General features: G+C 68.8%; 14 protein-coding genes. 11 read left to right on the plus strand and 3 right to left on the minus strand.

Annotated elements, in window-relative coordinates:
• Positions 1 to 70 precede the first annotated feature (70 nt).
• The 8 genes from LPB142_RS05085 (at position 71) to LPB142_RS19515 (ending at position 9,766) form a co-directional block, all read left to right on the plus strand.
• Positions 71 to 1,816 carry a PhoX family protein gene (locus LPB142_RS05085; protein WP_068767626.1) on the plus strand — a complete coding sequence of 582 codons (1,746 nt, stop codon included), beginning with the start codon at positions 71 to 73 and terminating at the stop codon, positions 1,814 to 1,816.
• A gap of 60 nt (positions 1,817 to 1,876) precedes the next feature.
• Entirely contained in the window at positions 1,877 to 3,535 is a 1,659-nt protein-coding gene (locus LPB142_RS05090) for a hypothetical protein (RefSeq protein ID WP_071165709.1), read from the plus strand.
• Positions 3,536 to 3,703: 168 nt separating this feature from the next.
• Positions 3,704 to 4,624, plus strand: a complete 921-nt coding sequence (locus LPB142_RS05095) for a lipid A-modifier LpxR family protein (protein ID WP_071165710.1) — start codon at positions 3,704 to 3,706, stop codon at positions 4,622 to 4,624.
• A gap of 140 nt (positions 4,625 to 4,764) precedes the next feature.
• Positions 4,765 to 5,823 carry a Hint domain-containing protein gene (locus tag LPB142_RS05100; RefSeq protein ID WP_068767623.1) on the plus strand — a complete coding sequence of 353 codons (1,059 nt, stop codon included), beginning with the start codon at positions 4,765 to 4,767 and terminating at the stop codon, positions 5,821 to 5,823.
• A gap of 274 nt (positions 5,824 to 6,097) precedes the next feature.
• Entirely contained in the window at positions 6,098 to 6,718 is a 621-nt protein-coding gene (gene rpsD / locus LPB142_RS05105; protein ID WP_068767622.1) for a 30S ribosomal protein S4, read from the plus strand.
• 131 nt (positions 6,719 to 6,849) lie between these two features.
• Positions 6,850 to 7,941 carry a histidinol-phosphate transaminase gene (hisC, locus tag LPB142_RS05110; protein WP_071165711.1) on the plus strand — a complete coding sequence of 364 codons (1,092 nt, stop codon included), beginning with the start codon at positions 6,850 to 6,852 and terminating at the stop codon, positions 7,939 to 7,941.
• A complete protein-coding gene (locus LPB142_RS05115; protein WP_071165712.1) occupies positions 7,938 to 8,864 on the plus strand; it encodes a prephenate/arogenate dehydrogenase family protein in 927 nt (308 codons plus the stop codon). The genes hisC and LPB142_RS05115 overlap by 4 nt, the downstream gene beginning before the upstream one ends.
• Positions 8,864 to 9,766, plus strand: coding sequence for an extensin-like domain-containing protein (locus LPB142_RS19515; RefSeq protein ID WP_071165713.1), 903 nt, complete (start codon positions 8,864 to 8,866; stop codon positions 9,764 to 9,766). The genes LPB142_RS05115 and LPB142_RS19515 overlap by 1 nt, the downstream gene beginning before the upstream one ends.
• Here the strand turns inward: LPB142_RS19515 and LPB142_RS05125 are convergent, their stop codons facing one another.
• Complete coding sequence (locus LPB142_RS05125) at positions 9,767 to 10,729, minus strand: DUF2125 domain-containing protein (RefSeq protein WP_071165714.1); 963 nt, start codon at positions 10,727 to 10,729, stop codon at positions 9,767 to 9,769.
• Between the two features lie 83 nt (positions 10,730 to 10,812).
• On the opposite strand from LPB142_RS05125, the gene LPB142_RS05130 reads away from it, so the two are divergent.
• The 3 genes from LPB142_RS05130 (at position 10,813) to LPB142_RS05140 (ending at position 13,912) form a co-directional block, all read left to right on the plus strand.
• A complete protein-coding gene (locus tag LPB142_RS05130; RefSeq protein ID WP_068767617.1) occupies positions 10,813 to 11,346 on the plus strand; it encodes a gamma-glutamylcyclotransferase in 534 nt (177 codons plus the stop codon).
• Positions 11,347 to 11,410: 64 nt separating this feature from the next.
• A complete protein-coding gene (locus LPB142_RS05135) occupies positions 11,411 to 12,598 on the plus strand; it encodes a biopolymer transporter ExbB (protein ID WP_232230981.1) in 1,188 nt (395 codons plus the stop codon).
• Positions 12,599 to 12,601: 3 nt separating this feature from the next.
• Positions 12,602 to 13,912 carry a peptidoglycan -binding protein gene (locus LPB142_RS05140; protein ID WP_071165716.1) on the plus strand — a complete coding sequence of 437 codons (1,311 nt, stop codon included), beginning with the start codon at positions 12,602 to 12,604 and terminating at the stop codon, positions 13,910 to 13,912.
• Here LPB142_RS05140 and LPB142_RS05145 read toward each other — a convergent pair.
• Together LPB142_RS05145 and clpA are read right to left on the minus strand one after the other, a co-directional pair.
• Positions 13,909 to 14,865, minus strand: coding sequence for a M23 family metallopeptidase (locus LPB142_RS05145; RefSeq protein WP_071165717.1), 957 nt, complete (start codon positions 14,863 to 14,865; stop codon positions 13,909 to 13,911). The genes LPB142_RS05140 and LPB142_RS05145 overlap by 4 nt on opposite strands.
• Complete coding sequence (gene clpA / locus LPB142_RS05150; RefSeq protein ID WP_068767613.1) at positions 14,865 to 17,183, minus strand: ATP-dependent Clp protease ATP-binding subunit ClpA; 2,319 nt, start codon at positions 17,181 to 17,183, stop codon at positions 14,865 to 14,867. The genes LPB142_RS05145 and clpA overlap by 1 nt, the downstream gene beginning before the upstream one ends.
• Positions 17,184 to 17,300: the final 117 nt, after the last annotated feature.

A 17,300-nucleotide genomic window follows, 5' to 3' on the forward strand; every position in this document is an offset into this window, starting at 1 on the left:
CAAATTGTCACGGGTGTGACGCATCGCTTTGGCAAAGGGGGGCCAGCCAACAACCTTTGAGGACCCTCCCATGAAGCTGCGCAGCCATCTGCTCTCCGCCACCGCGCTCATGCTCCTGCCGCTCGCCGCGCAAGCGGGCGAGCTCGCCTTCGCGCCGGTGCCCTTCGCCGCCGACGACGCCGCCAAGCGCGCCGTTCTCGCCTCGAGCGAAGTGACCATCGACGGCAAGACCTATCCGATCGGCTACACCGCCTTCGCCCGCTCGGGCGAGAAATTCGGCCAGACCGCCTTCGGGGCGCTGACCGGGCGCGACGGCGCGGTGCTCAAGGCCGAAGACGGCAGCGAGATCATCTCCAACAGCGCCGATTTCACCTCGCTGCTGAAGGTCGGCGCGAAGCTCTTCTCGCTCACCCATTTCGAATCGCGCCCGGGCGCGATGTATCTGAGCGAGCTGGCGCAGGACGCCGAGGGCAAGCTCTCGGTCGTTTCCTCGAAGCCGGTCGATTTCTCGGCGCTCAACGGCCTTTGGGTGCCCTGCGCGGGCTCGGTCACGCCGTGGGAAACCCATCTCGGCTCGGAGGAATACCCCGCCGATGCGCGCGCCATCGAAGAGGCGACCGCGCTCGACCAGCTCGATGATTACCCCTTCACGATGGTCCGCTACGAGGGCGTCGAGCCCGCGAAGATGGATCTCGAGGCGTTCCGCGCGGCCTACAAGCCCTATCGCTACGGCGCGCCCGTCGAGGTCACCGTGACCGAGGACGGCACCGCCACCCCGGTGCGCCACCATGCGATGGGCCGCGTCGCGGTCGAGCTCGCCAAGGTCATGCCCGACCAGAAAACCGCCTATATCTCGGATGACGGCACCAATGTGGGCCTGTTCATGTTCGTGGCCGACAAGGAAGGCGATCTCTCGGCCGGCCAGCTCTACGCCGCGAAATGGACCCAGACCTCGGATGAGGGCGCGGGCGCGGCCGATCTGAGCTGGATCGACCTCGGCCATGCCGATGACGCCACCGTCACCAAGGCCGTCGAGGAGGGGATCAAGTTCTCCGACCTCTTCGAGACCGCCGAGATCGGCGAAGACGGCTCCTGCCCGGAGGGCTTTGCCTCCGCCAATGCCGAGGGTCAGGCCGAGTGCCTCAAGGTCAAGCCGGGCATGGAGATGCTCGCCTCGCGGCTCGAGACGCGCCGCTATGCCTCGATGCTCGGCGCCACGACCGAGTTCCGCAAGATGGAAGGCATCGCCTATGACGGCGATCACAACAAGGTCTATCTGGCGATGTCGGAAATCGCCAAGGGCATGGAGGACGGCTCCAAGCAGGACAAGGGCGGGCGCAACGACATCCGCCTCGCCAAGAACGCGTGCGGCGCGGTCTACCAGCTTGATCTGGCGGAGAATTTCCAGGCGACCTCGGCCAAGGCGATCGTCGCGGGCAAGCCGCTGACCTACCCGGAAGGCTCGGAGTATGCCGGCAATGAATGCGATATCGACGGCATCGCGAACCCCGACAACCTGACCTATATCCCCGGCTACAACACGCTGATCATCGGCGAGGATACCGGCGAGGGCCACCAGAACGACGCGATCTGGTCGATGAACCTCGAGACCGCCGCGCTGACGCGGGTGTTCTCGACGCCCTACGGCTCGGAAACCACCTCGCCCTACTGGTACCCGGATGTGAACGGCCATGGCTATCTGATGGCGGTCGTGCAGCACCCCTACGGCGAATCCGATGAGGACAAGCTGCAAGATGCCGCCGATGCGCAGGCCTATGTCGGCTATATCGGCCCGTTCCCGGCGCTGGCGAAGTAAGCGCAGAGCCTTGCGAGGGGGCCCCGCCCGGGGCCCCCTTTTCCATCCCGGAGAGACGCCATGACCCGACTAGCCCTGCTTTTCGCCACGCTGACCGCCGCTTCGGGCGCGCAGGCGCTCGATCTGGGGGCGACCACGCTCTCCAACCGCTCGGCGCATATCCCGCCGCAATGCTATACCAAGACGACCGATGCCGCGGGCGCGGTGCACAACCCCTGCCAGACCTGCCACGTCCTGCCGCGCGCGCCCAATTACACCGCCGATGCCGATTTGCAGACGGTCTATGCCTTCCCGGCGCCGGCGCGGGTGAACCCCTGGACGAACCTCTTCGCCGACCGCCGCGCCGCGATCGCCACCACGCCGGCGCCCGAGATCGACGCCTGGGTCGCGCAGGACAATTACCGCAGCCCGTCGGGCAAGATCGCGCTGGCCGAGAAACTCGCCGCGCTGCCCGCCGATTGGGATAGCGACGGCGATGGCAAATGGGCGGGCTATGTGCCGGATATCTGGTTCGATTTCGACGAAGAAGGGTTCGACCGCGGCCCCGATGGCCGCGAGAGCGGCTGGCGCGCCTTCGCCTATCATCCGCTGCCGGGCAGCTTCTGGCCGATGAGCGGCTCGACCGATGACGTGATGATCCGCCTGCCCGAGGCCTATCGCCGGGCGGCGGACGGCACGCCCTCGCGCGCGATCTACAAGCTCAACCTCGCGATCACCGAGGCGCTGATCAAACGCGCGGATATCGCCATTGCGCCCACCGAGGAGGCGCCGCTCGGGCTCGATCTCGACCGCGACGGGCGGCTTGGGCGGGCCGAGAAGGTGGCCTTCGACTGGGATCCGCTCGCCGGGCGCGAGATGCGCTGGGTGGGGCAGGCGGCCACGCTGCCCGCCGCCGAGGCGCCGATCGCGGCGGGGCTCTACCCGCTCGGCACCGAGTTTCTCCATTCGGTGCGCTATCTGAGCCCTGAGGCGCCCGGCCAGATGGCGCCGCGGATGAAGGAGCTGCGCTACATGCGCAAGACCCGCTGGCAGAGCTATTACGACCGCGAGGATGCCGCCCATGCCGATGCCAAGGAGCGGCGCGATTTCCCCGATCGGCTGGCGCAGTTCTTCGGCTCGGCCGAGGAGGGGATCTCGAACGGCACCGGCTGGCGGTTGCAGGGCTTCATCGAGGATGCGGCGGGCGATCTGCGGCCGCAAAGTTTCGAGGAGACGGTGTTTTGCATGGGCTGCCATGGCGGGATCGGCGCGACCGATGACGATACCTTCGCCTTCCCGCGCAAGCTCGGGGCGGAGGCGTTCCGCGCGGGGTGGTATCATTGGAGCCAGAGGGGCTTTGACGGCGGCGCCGATCTGATCCGGGCCGATGGCACCTCGGAGGCCGCGCATTACCTGCGCGCCAATGGCGGGGCCGATGATCTGGGCGCGACGCGGGCCGAGGTCGCGCAGTGGCTCGCCGATAACGCGCTCGCGCCGGCGGCGGCGCAGGCGGTCGGGGCCGGGGGCGCGGGGCTTGCGGCGCTGATCCTGCCCGATGCGGGCCGGGCGCGCGCGCTCGATGTCGCCTATCGCGAGGTGGTGCGCGAGCAGAGCTTCACCAAGGGCCGCGACGCGGTGCTCGCGCCGATGGAGGGGAGCGTGTGGCGCGTGCTCGAGGAGGATCAGCCGACGGGCGTCGCGGCGCCGGTCGCGGGGTGGTTTGCGCGCGCCGCGCGCTGAGCGCTTGTGGCAAAAACGCCGCGCCGGGCGGTAAACTCGGGCGCGGCGCGGTCAAAATCTGGCCCGATTTCGTCGCCATATTGACCCCATGCCCCGGCTGGGGCCAAGAATCGCCCGTCGGCGCGGCCCAAAGGTCGCCCGGCCAAGCAAAGAAAGACGAGCAGGTCGATGTTGAAACAGATCCTTTCCGGGGCGCTGGCCCTGATGTGCCTTTGCGCGCCCGCGGTGGCGGAGCCTTTCGGGCAGGGATATCAAACACTTGGCTATGGCCGGCTGTTCAACAACGACCATCTGGGCGACGGCGATGACCGCTGGCAGACGGGCTCTTACACCATCTCGGTGGTGCGCGGCACCGGCTGGGAGGGGGCGATGCCCGCCGCGCCGCTCGAGGTGATCGAATATCGCATCGGCTCCTCGATCATCGCGCCCTCGGATCTGCGCAGCCCGCCGCCGGGCGACCGGCGCTATGCCGGGCGGCTGCACCTTGGCGCGAATACCTACTTTGATTTCAAAGGCTTGGAGACGCGTCTCGGCGCCGGGCTCGTCGCGGTGGGCCCCGATACCGGGGTCTCGGGCCTTCATGAGGATCTGCACCGGATCTTCAGCTCGCCCCGCCCCGTGGTCGCGGCCAATCAGCTCCCCAACCATCTCTACCCGGTGCTCTCGGGCGAGATCGGGCGCCCGCTCGCGCTCGGCCGGGCCGAGCTGCGCCCCTTCGCCGAGGCGCGGCTGGGCGATGAGGATCTGCTGCGCGCGGGCGTCGATCTGAGCTTTGGCGCGCGCGAGATCGGCGCGCTGTGGCTGCGCGACGAGACCACCGGCCAGCGCTATGTCGGCATCTCCGGCGAGAGCGATCCGCGCCCGGCCTTCACGCTCGGCGCCGATGTCGCGCGGGTGTTCGACAGCGGCTATTTCCCCGCCGCCGATGGGGTCGAGGCCGAGAAAACCCGCGCGCGGCTGCGCGCCGGCGTCGATGCGCGGCTCGGCATGATGGGGGTGTTCTACGGCGTCACCTGGCTCTCGGAGGAGTTCGAGGGCCAGCCCGAGGGGCAGGTTCTGGGCTCGCTGCGGCTGCGCGTGAACTTCTGAAACCGCCCGGTCTGCCGCCCGCGAAAATTTCTTCGGAGCGATTCGATTGGGGATTCACAAGCCGATTCGCCCATGTTAGCGTGGTCGAATAATCAAGGGTCACAAGACCCAAAGCAGTGCGGCAGTGGATCATACAGGCAATGAAAACGGGCTATCAGGGCACGTTTGTCATCTCGTGGGCGCAAACGGAAATTGACGGGCTTTCGCCCGCCCCGCTCTCGTCGGTGCGGGTCGGCGCCGGCTGGAGCTGGCGCGGCGAGGCGGTGCGCGTCGATGGCCCGCGCGACCTTCTCATCCTCACCGGCGCCGAGGGCGAGGCGGAGCTGCGCGCCCGCGCGGCGCGGATGGTGCGCCGGCTGATGGGCGCGGCGCTCGAGGGGGCGGCGGCGCCCGATCTCGGCGAAGACCCCACGCCCGAGCAGAGCTTCACCGTGACCGACGGGCTGCGCGCCTGGGTGGTGACGCTGGTCGAGCTTCCCGACAGCGCGGCGCGGCTCTTGATGTTCTCCGGCCATGTGCCGCCCGCCGGCGCCGAGCTCTGGATCGTCGATTGCGGGCTCGACCTGCGCCCCGCGCTGAGCCGCGCCGAGGCGCCGGGCGTGATCTGCTTCACCCCCGGCACGCTGATCGACACCCCCGAGGGCAAGCGCCCCGTCGAGGCGCTCGCGCCCGGCGATTGGGTCACCACCCGCGATGACGGCGCGCAACAGATCCTGTGGACGGGCGGGCGCGCGATGACCGGCGCGCGGCTCTACGCGATGCCCGAGCTGCGCCCGGTGCGGATCCGCGCCGGCGCCTTCGGCATCGGCCGCCCCGAGGGCGATCTCCTCGTCTCGCCCCAACACCGGATGCTCCTGCGCGGCGCGCAAGCCCGCGCGCTCTTCAACGAAGACGAGGTGCTGGTGCGCGCCTGCGATCTGGTCGATGGCCGCGCCGTGCGCATCGAACAGGGCCTGCCGCGGCTGCGCTATATCCATATCCTCCTCAGCCGCCACCAGGTGCTCTGGGCCAACGGCATGGAGACCGAGAGCTTCCACCCCGGCGCGACCGCGCTCAGCCTCGTGCCCGAGGATCAGCGCGCCGGCCTGCTCGCGCTGATGCCCGATCTCGCGCAAGACCCGATGTCCTACGGCGGCTTCGCGCGGCGCATGCTCACCGCCCCCGAAGCCGCAATCCTGCGCCACGATCTGGCCGCCTGAAGCCCCCCTCCCTTCAACGATGCCGAAATATCCCGGGGGAGGGCCGCGAGGCCCGGGGGCGGAGCCCCCATCCCGCCAGCCCCGGGGGCGCGCCCCATCCCGCTTGACAGCCCCGCCCGGCCCTGTATAAGCCCGCCATCCCGACGGCGCCCTCGTGCCGGCGGTATCATTGGTGTTGGTGGACCCCGCAAGGGGAAACCTGTCGCCCGAAGCCTCGCGGATGAGGCCGAGGGAGGAGGACAACGCCCTTCGAAACGTCAGAAGGAGATCAGCCGTGACCAAACGCACGTCTGCCAAGTACAAAATCGACCGCCGCATGGGCGAGAACATCTGGGGCCGCGCCAAGTCGCCGCTGAACAAGCGCGAATACGGCCCGGGCCAACACGGCCAGCGCCGCAAGGGCAAGCTGTCGGACTTCGGCACCCAGCTGCGCGCCAAGCAAAAGCTCAAGGGCTACTACGGCGACCTGACCGAAAAGCAATTCCGCCGCATCTACGGCGAAGCCGAACGCGTCAAGGGCGACACCGGTGAGAACCTCGTCGGCCTGCTCGAGCGCCGCCTCGACGCCGTGATCTACCGTGCGAAATTCGTCCCGACCGTCTTCGCGGCGCGTCAGTTCGTCAACCACGGCCACGTCACCGTCAACGGCAAGCGCGTCAACATCGCGTCCTACCGCGTGAAAGAAGGCGACGTGATCGCCATCCGCGAGAAATCGCGTCAGCTCGCGCTGGTGATCGAAGCCTCGCAATCGGGCGAGCGCGACGTGCCGGACTACCTCGAGGTTGACCACGGCAAGATGACCGCGACCTTCGTGCGCACCCCGGGCCTCTCGGACGTGCCCTATCCGGTCGTCATGGAACCGAACCTCGTCGTCGAATTCTACGCGAAGAACTGATCTTTCAGATCAAACGATCTTGCGAAAGGGCCGGGGTTTCCCGGCCCTTTTTCGTTACACCCCCGGCAAGATCGCGCTGGCTTTGCGCCCCGCCGCCCGCTAGAAAGCCCGCGACACTTGGGGAAAAGACCATGAACGATCACATTCGCCCGCAACCCGGCATCATGGAGATCGCTCTCTATGAGGGCGGGGCCTCGCATGTGGCGGGGGTCACCGATGCGGTGAAGCTGAGCTCGAACGAGAACCCGTTCGGGCCCTCGGACAAAGCCAAGGAAGCGTTCACGCGCGCGGCCCACAAGCTGCACCGCTACCCCTCGACCGACCACGCCAGCCTGCGCCAGGCGATCGGCGATGTCTACAAGCTCGACCCCGCCCAGATCATCTGCGGCGTCGGCTCGGACGAGATCATCCGCATGCTGGTCAACGCCTATGCCGGCCCGAAGGATGAGGTCGTGTTCACCGAACACGGCTTCCTGATGTATAAGATCGCCGCGCTCGGCGCGGGGGCGACCCCGGTCGCGGTGCCCGAGCGCGAGCGCACCACCGATGTCGACGCGATCCTGAAGGCCTGCGGCAAGAAGACCAAGCTCGTCTTCATCGCCAACCCGAACAACCCGACCGGCACGATGATCGGCCTGGCCGAGCTCGAACGGCTGGCGAACGGCCTGCCCAAACAGGCGATCCTGGTGATCGACGGGGCCTATGCCGAATATGTCGAGGGCTATGACGGCGGCGCCGAGCTCGCCACGCGGCTGCCCAACGTGTTCATGACGCGCACTTTTTCCAAGATCTACGGGCTTGGCGGGCTGCGCATCGGCTGGGGCTATGGCCCCAAACACATCATCGACGTGCTCGCCCGGATCCGCGACCCGTTCAACCTCTCGACCGCGCAGCTCGAGACCGCCGAGGCCGCGGTGCGCGATCAGGATTGGATCAACCGCTGCCGCGACGACAACGCCCGGCTGCGCGGCTGGCTTGCCGAGGCGCTCGCCGAAAAGGGCGTGCCCTCCGATACCTCGACGGCGAATTTCATCCTCGCGCGCTTCGGCTCCGAGGAAGAGGCGATCGCCTGCGATGAATTCCTCAAGCGAGACGGGCTGATCGTGCGCCGCGTGGCGAGCTACGGGCTGCCGCATTGCCTGCGGATCACGGTGGGCGACGAACCTTCCTGCCGCCGCGTCGCGCATATGATCGGGCTCTTCAAGGCGGGTGCAACCGCATGACGGGCTACAACCGGGTCGCGCTGATCGGGCTCGGGCTGATCGCCTCCTCGATGGCGCATGCGCTGCGCAAGGCGGGGCTCGCGGGCGAGATCTGGGGCCATGCGCGCTCGGAGGAGACCCGCGCCGCGGCGCTCGAGATCGGGATCTGCGATCAGGTCTTCGAGACGGCGGCCGAGGCGGTGCGCGGCGCCGATCTCGTCGTGCTTTGCGTGCCGGTCGGCGCGATGGGCGCGATCGCGGCGGAAATCGCCCCCCATCTCGCGGTCGGCTGCACGGTGACCGATGTCGGCTCGGTGAAGGCCGCGGTGGTCGAGGCGGTGGGCCCGCATCTGCCTGCGCATGTCCATTTCATCCCCGGCCACCCGCTCGCCGGGACCGAACATTCCGGCCCCCGCTCGGGGTTCGCGGCGCTCTTCAGCAACCGCTGGTGGCTGCTCACGCCGCTCGAGGGGACCGACGCGGGCGCGCTCGCGCGGCTAAAAGCCTGCCTCACCGGCATCGGCGCGAATGTCGACGAGATGGAGGTCGCGCGCCATGACCTCGTGCTCGCCGTGGTGTCGCACACGCCCCACCTCATCGCCTATACGATGGTCGGCGTGGCGGACCACCTGCGCCGCGTAACACACGAGGAAGTCATCAAATATTCGGCCTCGGGCTTTCGCGATTTCACCCGGATCGCGGCCTCCGACCCGACCATGTGGCGCGATGTCTTCCTGACCAACAAGGATGCGACGCTCGATATTCTCGGCCGCTTCACCGAGGAGCTGTTCATGCTCCAACGCGCGATCCGGATGGGCGACGGGCAGATGCTGCACGACTATTTCACCCGCACCCGCGCGATCCGGCGCGGCATCATCGAGGCCGGCCAGGATACCGCGGCGCCCGATTTCGGCCGCGGCGCGCCCGGGGGTGAGAGCCGCTGATGCGCGCCCGGGCGGTGCTGGCCGCGCTCCTCGTGATGGCCGGGGTGGCGCAGGCCGAGCCGCCCACCACGAGCCCGCGCCCGCTGCCCAACCCGCACCGCCCGGCCGAGGCCGCGCCCGATCTGGCCGCCGTGCCGCATCCGGTTCCCTCGCCGCTCGCGGGCGCCTCGCTCGCCGCAAGCGCGATCAGCGCGGCCCGGCCCGCCCCGCTCGCGCCCGCCCCGCAAGTGGCGGCCGAGCCGAACGGCACGCTGACGATCCTCGCCGCGAGCCCGCGCCCGATGCCCCGCCCCGAAAGCGGCGCGCCCGCCGCGACGGCGCCCGCGCCACAGGTCACCATGTCGGGCGCCTCGGTGCCGCTCAAGCTCGGAAAACCCGGCGCGAAGGGGATGGTCTGCGGCACGCCCGGCCTCATAGGCGTCGCGGTTCCGGCGATCCCGGGCGAGCTGGAGGGCTGCGGGCTCGAGAATGGCGTGCGCCTCACCTCGGTCGCCGGCGTGCCGCTCTCGATCCCGGCGACGGTCGATTGCAACACCGCCAAGGCCCTGAAAACATGGGTCGATCGCGGGATCATCCCGGCGGTGGGGCGCGCCGGCGGGGGCCTCGCGCGGCTCGAGATCGCGGGCTCCTATGCCTGCCGGGGGCGCAACCGTCAGGCGGGCGCCAAGATCTCCGAACATGGCCGCGGCAAGGCGATCGACCTGCGCGGGCTGACGCTGGCGAATGGCAAGGTGATCACCGTCGAGGCCGATTGGCGGCGCGAGGGCAAGATCTTGCAGGCGGTGCATCGCTCGGCCTGCGGCACCTTCGGCACCGTGCTCGGCCCGAAATCGGATGCGTTCCACCGCGATCACATCCACGTCGACACCGCGCGCTACAACTACGGCGCCTATTGCAAGTGATCAGCGCAGCCGCGGCGCGGGCCCGAGCGGCACGGGCCCGAGGTTCATCTGCCCCTTCGAGAGCCCGAGCGGCAGGCTGAGCACGCCGCCGTTTTGCGCCGCAAGCCCCGCCGCGACCGAGCGCAGGAGCCCCGCGCGCTCCGGCGGGATCAGCCCCTCGGCCTCAAGGAGCGCGAGCCAGCCCTCCCAGCTTGCGGTTTTCACGAGGAGCGTGCCGCTGGGCGCGCCCGTGGCGTCGATCTCGAGCCGCCCGGAGGCCTCGGCGGTGAGCGGCCCCCAGGCCAGGCTGGCCGCCCCGATATCGAGCGCGGTGAGGGCCGGGGCGGCGCCGGCGCGCAGGGCGATCGGCGCGCTCAGCGTCAGATCGGCCTCGAGCGCGAGGGTTTCGATCCGGGCGGGCAGGGCGGGCAGGCCGGCGCCCTGCGGCAGGGCCTCGGGCGGCGGCGCGAGATCGCGGGCCACGCCGCTCAGATGGTAGCGCGCCGGGGTGTCGGTGGCGCGCAGATCGACCTCGAGCGCACCGACCCCGAGCCCCGCGCCCGCCGGGCCGCCGAGCCGCGCCTCGCGCAGCGCAAGGCGCGCCTGCGCCAGCGGCAGCGCGAGGCCCGGGCGCGCGCGAACCGCCCCGGAAAGCCCCTGATGATCGACCGTAACCAGTTGACCTTGATAGAGAATGTCGACCTTGCCACGGGCGTCGAGATGCCAGGATAGCGGGTTCCAGAGCGGCGCCCAGAGATCGGCCGCCGCCGCCCGCACCGCCAGCTCCGCCCCCGGATCAGCGAGCGCCGGCGCCGTCATTGCCACGGCAAAACGGTCCGGCCGCTGGCTCGGGCTGAGCGCCTCGACCCGGAACCGCCCGCTCTCCTGCGCCGCGCCGAGCGCGCTTTCGAGCGCCGCCGTCCCCGCCGCCCAATAGCCGCCCGCGAGCCCCGCCACCGCGATCACCCCGAAAAATCCGCGCATTGCCTACCCCCTTACGCCGCGCTTCTCCCTTGATGGCGCGGCTGCCGAGAGGCTATCCCTGAGGCGCGGGGAGGGCCAGCACGATGAGCGATGCGCTTTGGATCTTCGGCTATGGATCGCTGATCTGGGATCCGGGGTTTGCGCCCGCCGAGGTGCGGCGCGCGGTCGCGATCGGCTGGCAGCGCAGCTTTTGCATGCGCTCGATCCATTTTCGCGGCACCGCGGAGGCGCCGGGGCTCGTGCTGGCGCTCGATGCAGCGCCCGGCGCGCGCTGCGCGGGGCTCGCGTTCCGAGTGGCGCCGGCGGAGGCCGAGCGGGTGCTCGCCGAAACCCGCGCGCGCGAGCTGATCTCCTATGCCTATCTCGAACGGCGGCTCGAGCTGAGCTGCGAGAGCGGCGAGACGATTTCCGCGATCAGCTATGTGATCGACCGCGCGGGGCCGCAATATTGCCAGCTTGACGCCGAGGAACAGGCCCGGATCATCGCCAGCGCGGCGGGCACGCGCGGCCCGAACCGGGATTATTTGTTCAATACTGCCAATCATTTGCGCGAACTTGGCCTGCCGGATGCGGCGCTCGAGGCGCTCGCGGCGCGGGTCGCGGCGCTCGCGCGTTAACCCTTGGCAGCCCGGCCGCACCCGCCTATCCTCGCGCCAAAGACGACAGCAGATGAGGCAGCCCATGCGTGGGGAAATCCGGCTCGACGCGCAATTCTCCCAACCCGTGCGGCAGATCACCTCGATGTTGATCGTGCTCGGCCTCGTGATCGCGGGGGGCTGGTTCGCCTATGCGCGAATCTTCCCGATTTTCTTTGCAAATCCGTGGCTTAACGGGCTGATCGCGACGGTCTTCGTGCTCGGCGTGCTGACCTGTCTGTGGCAGGTTGTGCAGCTCGTGAAGGCGGTGAGCTGGATCGAGAGCTTCGCCGCCGACCGCCCCGGGCGCCCGCTCGTGACCGCGCCGACCATGCTCGCGCCGCTCGCCGCGCTTCTCGGCGCGCGCGGTGGGCGGCGCACGATCGCCACCTCGGCGGCGCGCTCGATCCTCGAATCGGTCGCGACGCGCATCGACGAGGCCCGCGATATCACGCGCTACCTCTCCAACCTTTTGATTTTCCTTGGCCTTCTGGGGACGTTCTACGGCCTTGCGACGACTGTCCCGGCGGTGGTCGAGACGATCCGCGCGCTCGCCCCGCAGGAGGCGGAAAGCGGGCTTGCGGTCTTCGACAAGCTGATGACCGGGCTCGAGGCGCAGCTCGGCGGCATGGGCACGGCGTTTTCCTCCTCGCTTCTGGGCCTCGCGGGCTCGCTCGTCGTCGGCCTGCTCGAACTTTTCGTCACCCATGGCCAGAACCGCTTCTACCGCGAGCTCGAGGAGTGGATTTCCTCGATCACCCGGCTCAGCTTCTCGGGCGCGGAGGGCGAGGGCGAGGCCTCGGTGGTGGCCGAAATTCTCGACCACATGGCCGAGCAGATGAACGGCATGCAGGAGCTTTTCGCGGAATCCGAGGGCTCGCGCGCCGAGCTTGACCGGCATTTCGGGATGCTCTCGAATGCGGTGGCGCAGCTGGCCGACCGGCTTGGCCAGGAGATCGACGCGCGCGAGGCGCAAAGCGCGGCGCTTGGCGCGATGGCGGCGGGGCAGGAGCGGCTGGTGGCCGCGCTCGAGCGGCTCGCGCATCAGGCCGAGACCGATGAGAGCGCCGAAATCAACGCCGAGGCGCGGATGCGGCTGCGCTCGATGGACGGGCAGCTCGCGCGGATGCTCGAGGAGATGACCGCCGGGCGGCAGGAGAGCATGGCCGAGCTGCGCAACGATTTTGCGGCGCTGACGCGGGCAATCTTGCGCGGCGCGCGGGGCGAGGGCTGAGCCATGGCGCTTTCGCGCGGCACCGGCGGACAGCGGTTTTCGGCGACGATCTGGCCGGGGTTCGTCGATGCGATGACGGCGCTCCTGATGGTGCTGATGTTCGTGCTGACGATCTTCATGGTCGTGCAATCGGTGCTGCGCGACACGATCTCGACGCAGGACAATGAGCTCTCGGCGCTCAATGAACAGGTGGCGGGTCTCGCCAAGGCCTTGTCCTTGCAAGAGAAAAAATCGGCCGATCTCGGCGCGGCGCTCGATGCGGCGGGGCAGAAGATCACCGCGTTCGAGGCGCAGGTGGCGGCGTTGATCTCGGCGCGCGATGCGGCCCAGGCGGAGGCTGCGGCGCGGGCGGCCGATCTCAAGCTCGACCGGGCGACGATCGAGGAGCTGCGCGGCAAGCTCAAGGCCTCGGGCGATGAGGTGGCGGCGATGACGCTCGCGCTCGAGGCGGCGCGGGCGAAGGCCGAGGAGACGCTGACGCTCTTGGCCGCCGCCAATGCCGCGAAGGCCGATTTGCAGGGGCGGCTCGATGCCGAGCTGAGCGAGGCCGAAAAGCGCGCGGCGCTGAAGGCGGCGGCGGAGGCGGCGCTGGCCTCGGAGAAGGAAATTTCGGCGGAGGCGGCGAAGAAGGTCGCGCTCTTGAACGAGCAGATCGGCGCGCTCCGCGCCCAGCTTGGCGAGCTGCAAGGCGTGCTCGATGCCGCGAAATCGCGCGATGAGGCGGCGCAGGTGCAGCTCGAAACGCTCGGCTCGCAGCTCAACGCGGCGCTCGCGCAGGTCGCGGCGGAGCAAAAGCGCCGCGCCGCGCTCGAGGAGGCCGCGCGGCTCAAGGCCGAGGCCGAGGCCAAGGATCTTGCGCGCTACCGCTCGGAGTTCTTCGGGCGGATGTCGGAGCTTCTGGCGGGCCGCGAGGGGGTGCGCGTGGTCGGCGACCGCTTCGTCTTCTCCTCCGAGGTGCTCTTCAAGCCGGGCTCGGCCGAGCTCTCGGCGGAGGGCAAGGCCCAGATCGCGCGGGTCGCCGAGACCTTTGGCGAGCTCTCCGGCCAGATCCCGCCCGAGATCGACTGGATCTTGCGGGTCGACGGGCATACCGACAACCAGCCGCTCTCGGGGCTTGGCGAGTTCAAGGATAACTGGGAGCTGAGCCAGGCGCGGGCGCTGGCGGTCGTGCGCTATATGATCGACGGGCTCGGTTTCCCGCCGAACCGCCTCGCGGCGACGGGCTTTGGCGAGTTCCGCCCGGTGGCGGAGGGCGACAGCGCCGAAGCGCGGGCGGCGAACCGGCGCATCGAGCTCAAGCTGACCGAGCGTTAAGGGCCGAGGGTGATTTGCGCGCGGCGCAGGCCGAGGGGCTTGCCCGCGCGGGTGAGCCGCACTTCGGCGCTGTAAAGGCCGGGGGCAAAGCCCTCGCCGGGCGCGCGTTTTCCGGCGTAGCGGAAGGCGAGTTGCTGCGATTTTTCCAGCGTGACGTCTTGCGCGAAGCGAAAACCCGCGGGGCCGGAGATCTCGAGCTCGAGCCGGTCGCCCGCATCCGTGCCCCAGAAATAGGCCCAGAGCACCAGAGATTTCGCCGATTTCGGCAGGGTCGAGGGCGCGGGCAGGCCGTCCTTGACCGCGGCAAAGCTCGGCGGCGTTTCGGCGAGCCCGGCGTCGAGCAGGCCTGCGGGGGCATAGGGCAGGGCGGTTTGCCACAGCCCCGGGCCGGTGGCGGCGGAACAGGCCTCGCCGGGCACGGGGCGGAACGGGTCGACCGGGGCGCCATTGTGGCGCAGCGTCAGATGCAGATGTGGGAAGTCCGCAAGGCCGGAGGCGCCGATCTGCCCGAGTGGCGCGCCGGCGGCGACCGTCTCTCCGGGCCGGACCTGAACGCTGCCCGCGCGCAGATGGCAATATTGGGTCTGCCAGCCATCCGGGTGATCGATCACGACGCCATTGCCACATTCCTTGCCGGCAACATCCTGCCCGGCGAGCGCCGCCCCATCGGGCTCGCCGTCGCGCACAGCGCGGATGCGCCCGGGCGCCGCGGCGAGGACCGGCACGCCCGCCAACATCGCCGCCATCGTGGGCAGCGCGAAATCCGTGCCATCATGAGCGTCATAGCTTGCATTGCCGCAAGCATGGTCTATCACGCCCGGACCCGCGTCGCGATCTACGAAATGCTGGATATAGCAGCCATCGCCCAGGGTGCAGCCGACCGGTTGGGCGAGGGTAAGGGCAAAGGCCGGGGCGGCCCCGAAGAGGGCCGCCGCGAGGAGCGTGAGCCGCATCAGCCGGCTGGCAGAAGCCGCGGTTTCGAGCCGGTGAGGCGCGGTTTGCCCGGTTCCTCGACCTCGAGCACGATCGCCTCGTCCTTGACGCCGACGCGCACCACGCCGCCCTTGGTCAGCCGCCCGAAGAGCAGCTCCTCGGCGAGCGGTTTCTTGATGTGCTCCTGGATCACGCGGCCCAGCGGGCGCGCGCCCATCTTGTCGTCATAGCCCTTCTCGGCGAGCCAATGCGCGGCATCGGGCGTGAGCTCGATATGGACGTTGCGGTCGATCAGCTGCGCCTCGAGCTGTAGGACGAACTTGTCGACGACCTGCAAGATCACATCGCGCGAAAGCGGCGCGAAGGCCACCACGGCGTCGAGGCGGTTGCGGAACTCCGGCGTGAAGGTGCGCTCGATCGCGGCGGTATCCTCGCCCTCGCGCCGCTCGCGCCCGAAGCCCATCGCCGATTTCGCCTGTTCGGCCGCCCCCGCGTTCGAGGTCATGATCAGGATCACATTGCGGAAATCCACCGTCCGGCCGTTATGGTCGGTGAGTTTTCCGTGATCCATCACCTGCAACAGGATGTTGTAGACATCCGGGTGCGCCTTCTCGATCTCGTCAAGCAGCAGCACACAATGCGGGTGCTGGTCGACGCCATCGGTGAGCATGCCGCCCTGATCGAAGCCGACATAGCCCGGAGGCGCGCCGATCAGCCGGCTGACCGCGTGTTTCTCCATATATTCCGACATGTCGAAGCGCAGAAGTTCCACGCCAAGCGTATCGGCGAGCTGTTTGGCGACCTCGGTCTTGCCGACGCCGGTCGGGCCCGCGAAGAGATAGTTGCCGATCGGCTTCTCCGGCTCGCGCAGGCCCGCGCGGCTGAGCTTGATCGCCGAGGCGAGCACCTCGATCGCCTTGTCCTGGCCAAAGACCACCCGCTTGAGGGTTTTCTCCAGATCGCGCAGCACCTCGGCATCGTCTTTCGAGACGTTTTTCGGGGGGATGCGGGCGATTTTCGCGACCACACCCTCGATTTCCTTCGCGCCGATCGTTTTGCGCCGCTTGCTCTCGGAGAGCAGATGCTGCGCCGCGCCCGCCTCGTCGATCACGTCGATCGCCTTGTCGGGGAGCTTGCGGTCATGGATGTAGCGCGCCGAGAGCTCGACCGCCGCCTTGATCGCATCATTGGTGTAGCGGATGTCGTGATGGTCCTCGAAATAGGGTTTGAGGCCCATCAGGATCTTGATCGAATCGCCCACCGAGGGCTCGTTCACGTCGATCTTCTGGAACCGGCGCGAGAGCGCGCGGTCCTTCTCGAAATGCTGGCGGAATTCCTTGTAGGTGGTCGAGCCCATGCAGCGCAGCTTGCCGCCCGCGAGCGCGGGTTTGAGCAGGTTCGAGGCATCCATCGCGCCGCCCGAGGTGGCGCCCGCGCCGATCACGGTATGGATCTCGTCGATGAAGAGGATCGCGTCGGGGTGCTCCTCGAGCTCCTTGACGACCGCCTTCAGACGCTCCTCGAAATCGCCGCGATAGCGGGTGCCGGCCAGCAGCGCGCCCATGTCGAGCGAGAAGATCGTGGCCTTCGACAGGATCTCCGGCGTCTCGCCACGGGTGATCTTGAGTGCGAGCCCCTCGGCGATCGCGGTTTTGCCGACGCCGGGGTCGCCCACCAGCAGCGGGTTGTTCTTGCGCCGCCGGCACAGCACCTGGATCGCGCGCTCGACCTCCGATTCCCGGCCGATCAGCGGGTCGATATCGCCCTTGGCGGATTTGTCGTTGAGGTTCACGCAATATTTCGCGAGCGCCGATTCCTTGGCCTCGCCCGCCGGGCCGGTTTCGGCCTTGTGTTCTTCCTCGGCGCCGCTGACCGGGCGGCTTTCGCCAAATTCCGGGTCTTTGGCCACGCCATGGGCGATGAAATTGACCGCATCATAGCGGGTCATGTCCTGTTCTTGCAGGAAGAAGGCGGCGTTGCTCTCGCGTTCGGCGAAGATCGCGACGAGCACATTCGCGCCGGTGACCTCCGAGCGGCCCGAGCTTTGCACATGGATCGCGGCGCGCTGGATCACGCGCTGGAAGGCCGCCGTCGGCACCGCTTCGGAGCCCTCCACCTCGGTGATCAGCGTCGAGAGATCGTCGTCGATGAATTCGGTGAGGGTCTGGCGCAGCTCATCGAGATCCACCCCGCAGGCGCGCATCACGCGGTTCGCATCGGGTTCGTCGATGAGCGCGAGCAGCAGATGCTCGAGCGTCGCAAGCTCATGCTTGTGGGTGTTGGCCAGCGCCAGCGCACCATGGATTGCTTGTTCGAGCGTGGTCGAGAACGAAGGCATATGGTGCTCCTTTCCTTGTCGCGGGCCGTTTGCTCATGCTGGACCCGATAAGGTTAAAGTTCGGTGGAAATCGCCCGGCTTCAAGGGGGAATGCGCGAATTTCCATCACTTCTCACG

This window comes from Rhodobacter xanthinilyticus (genome assembly GCF_001856665.1).
GTDB classification, from domain to species: domain Bacteria; phylum Pseudomonadota; class Alphaproteobacteria; order Rhodobacterales; family Rhodobacteraceae; genus Rhodobacter; species Rhodobacter xanthinilyticus.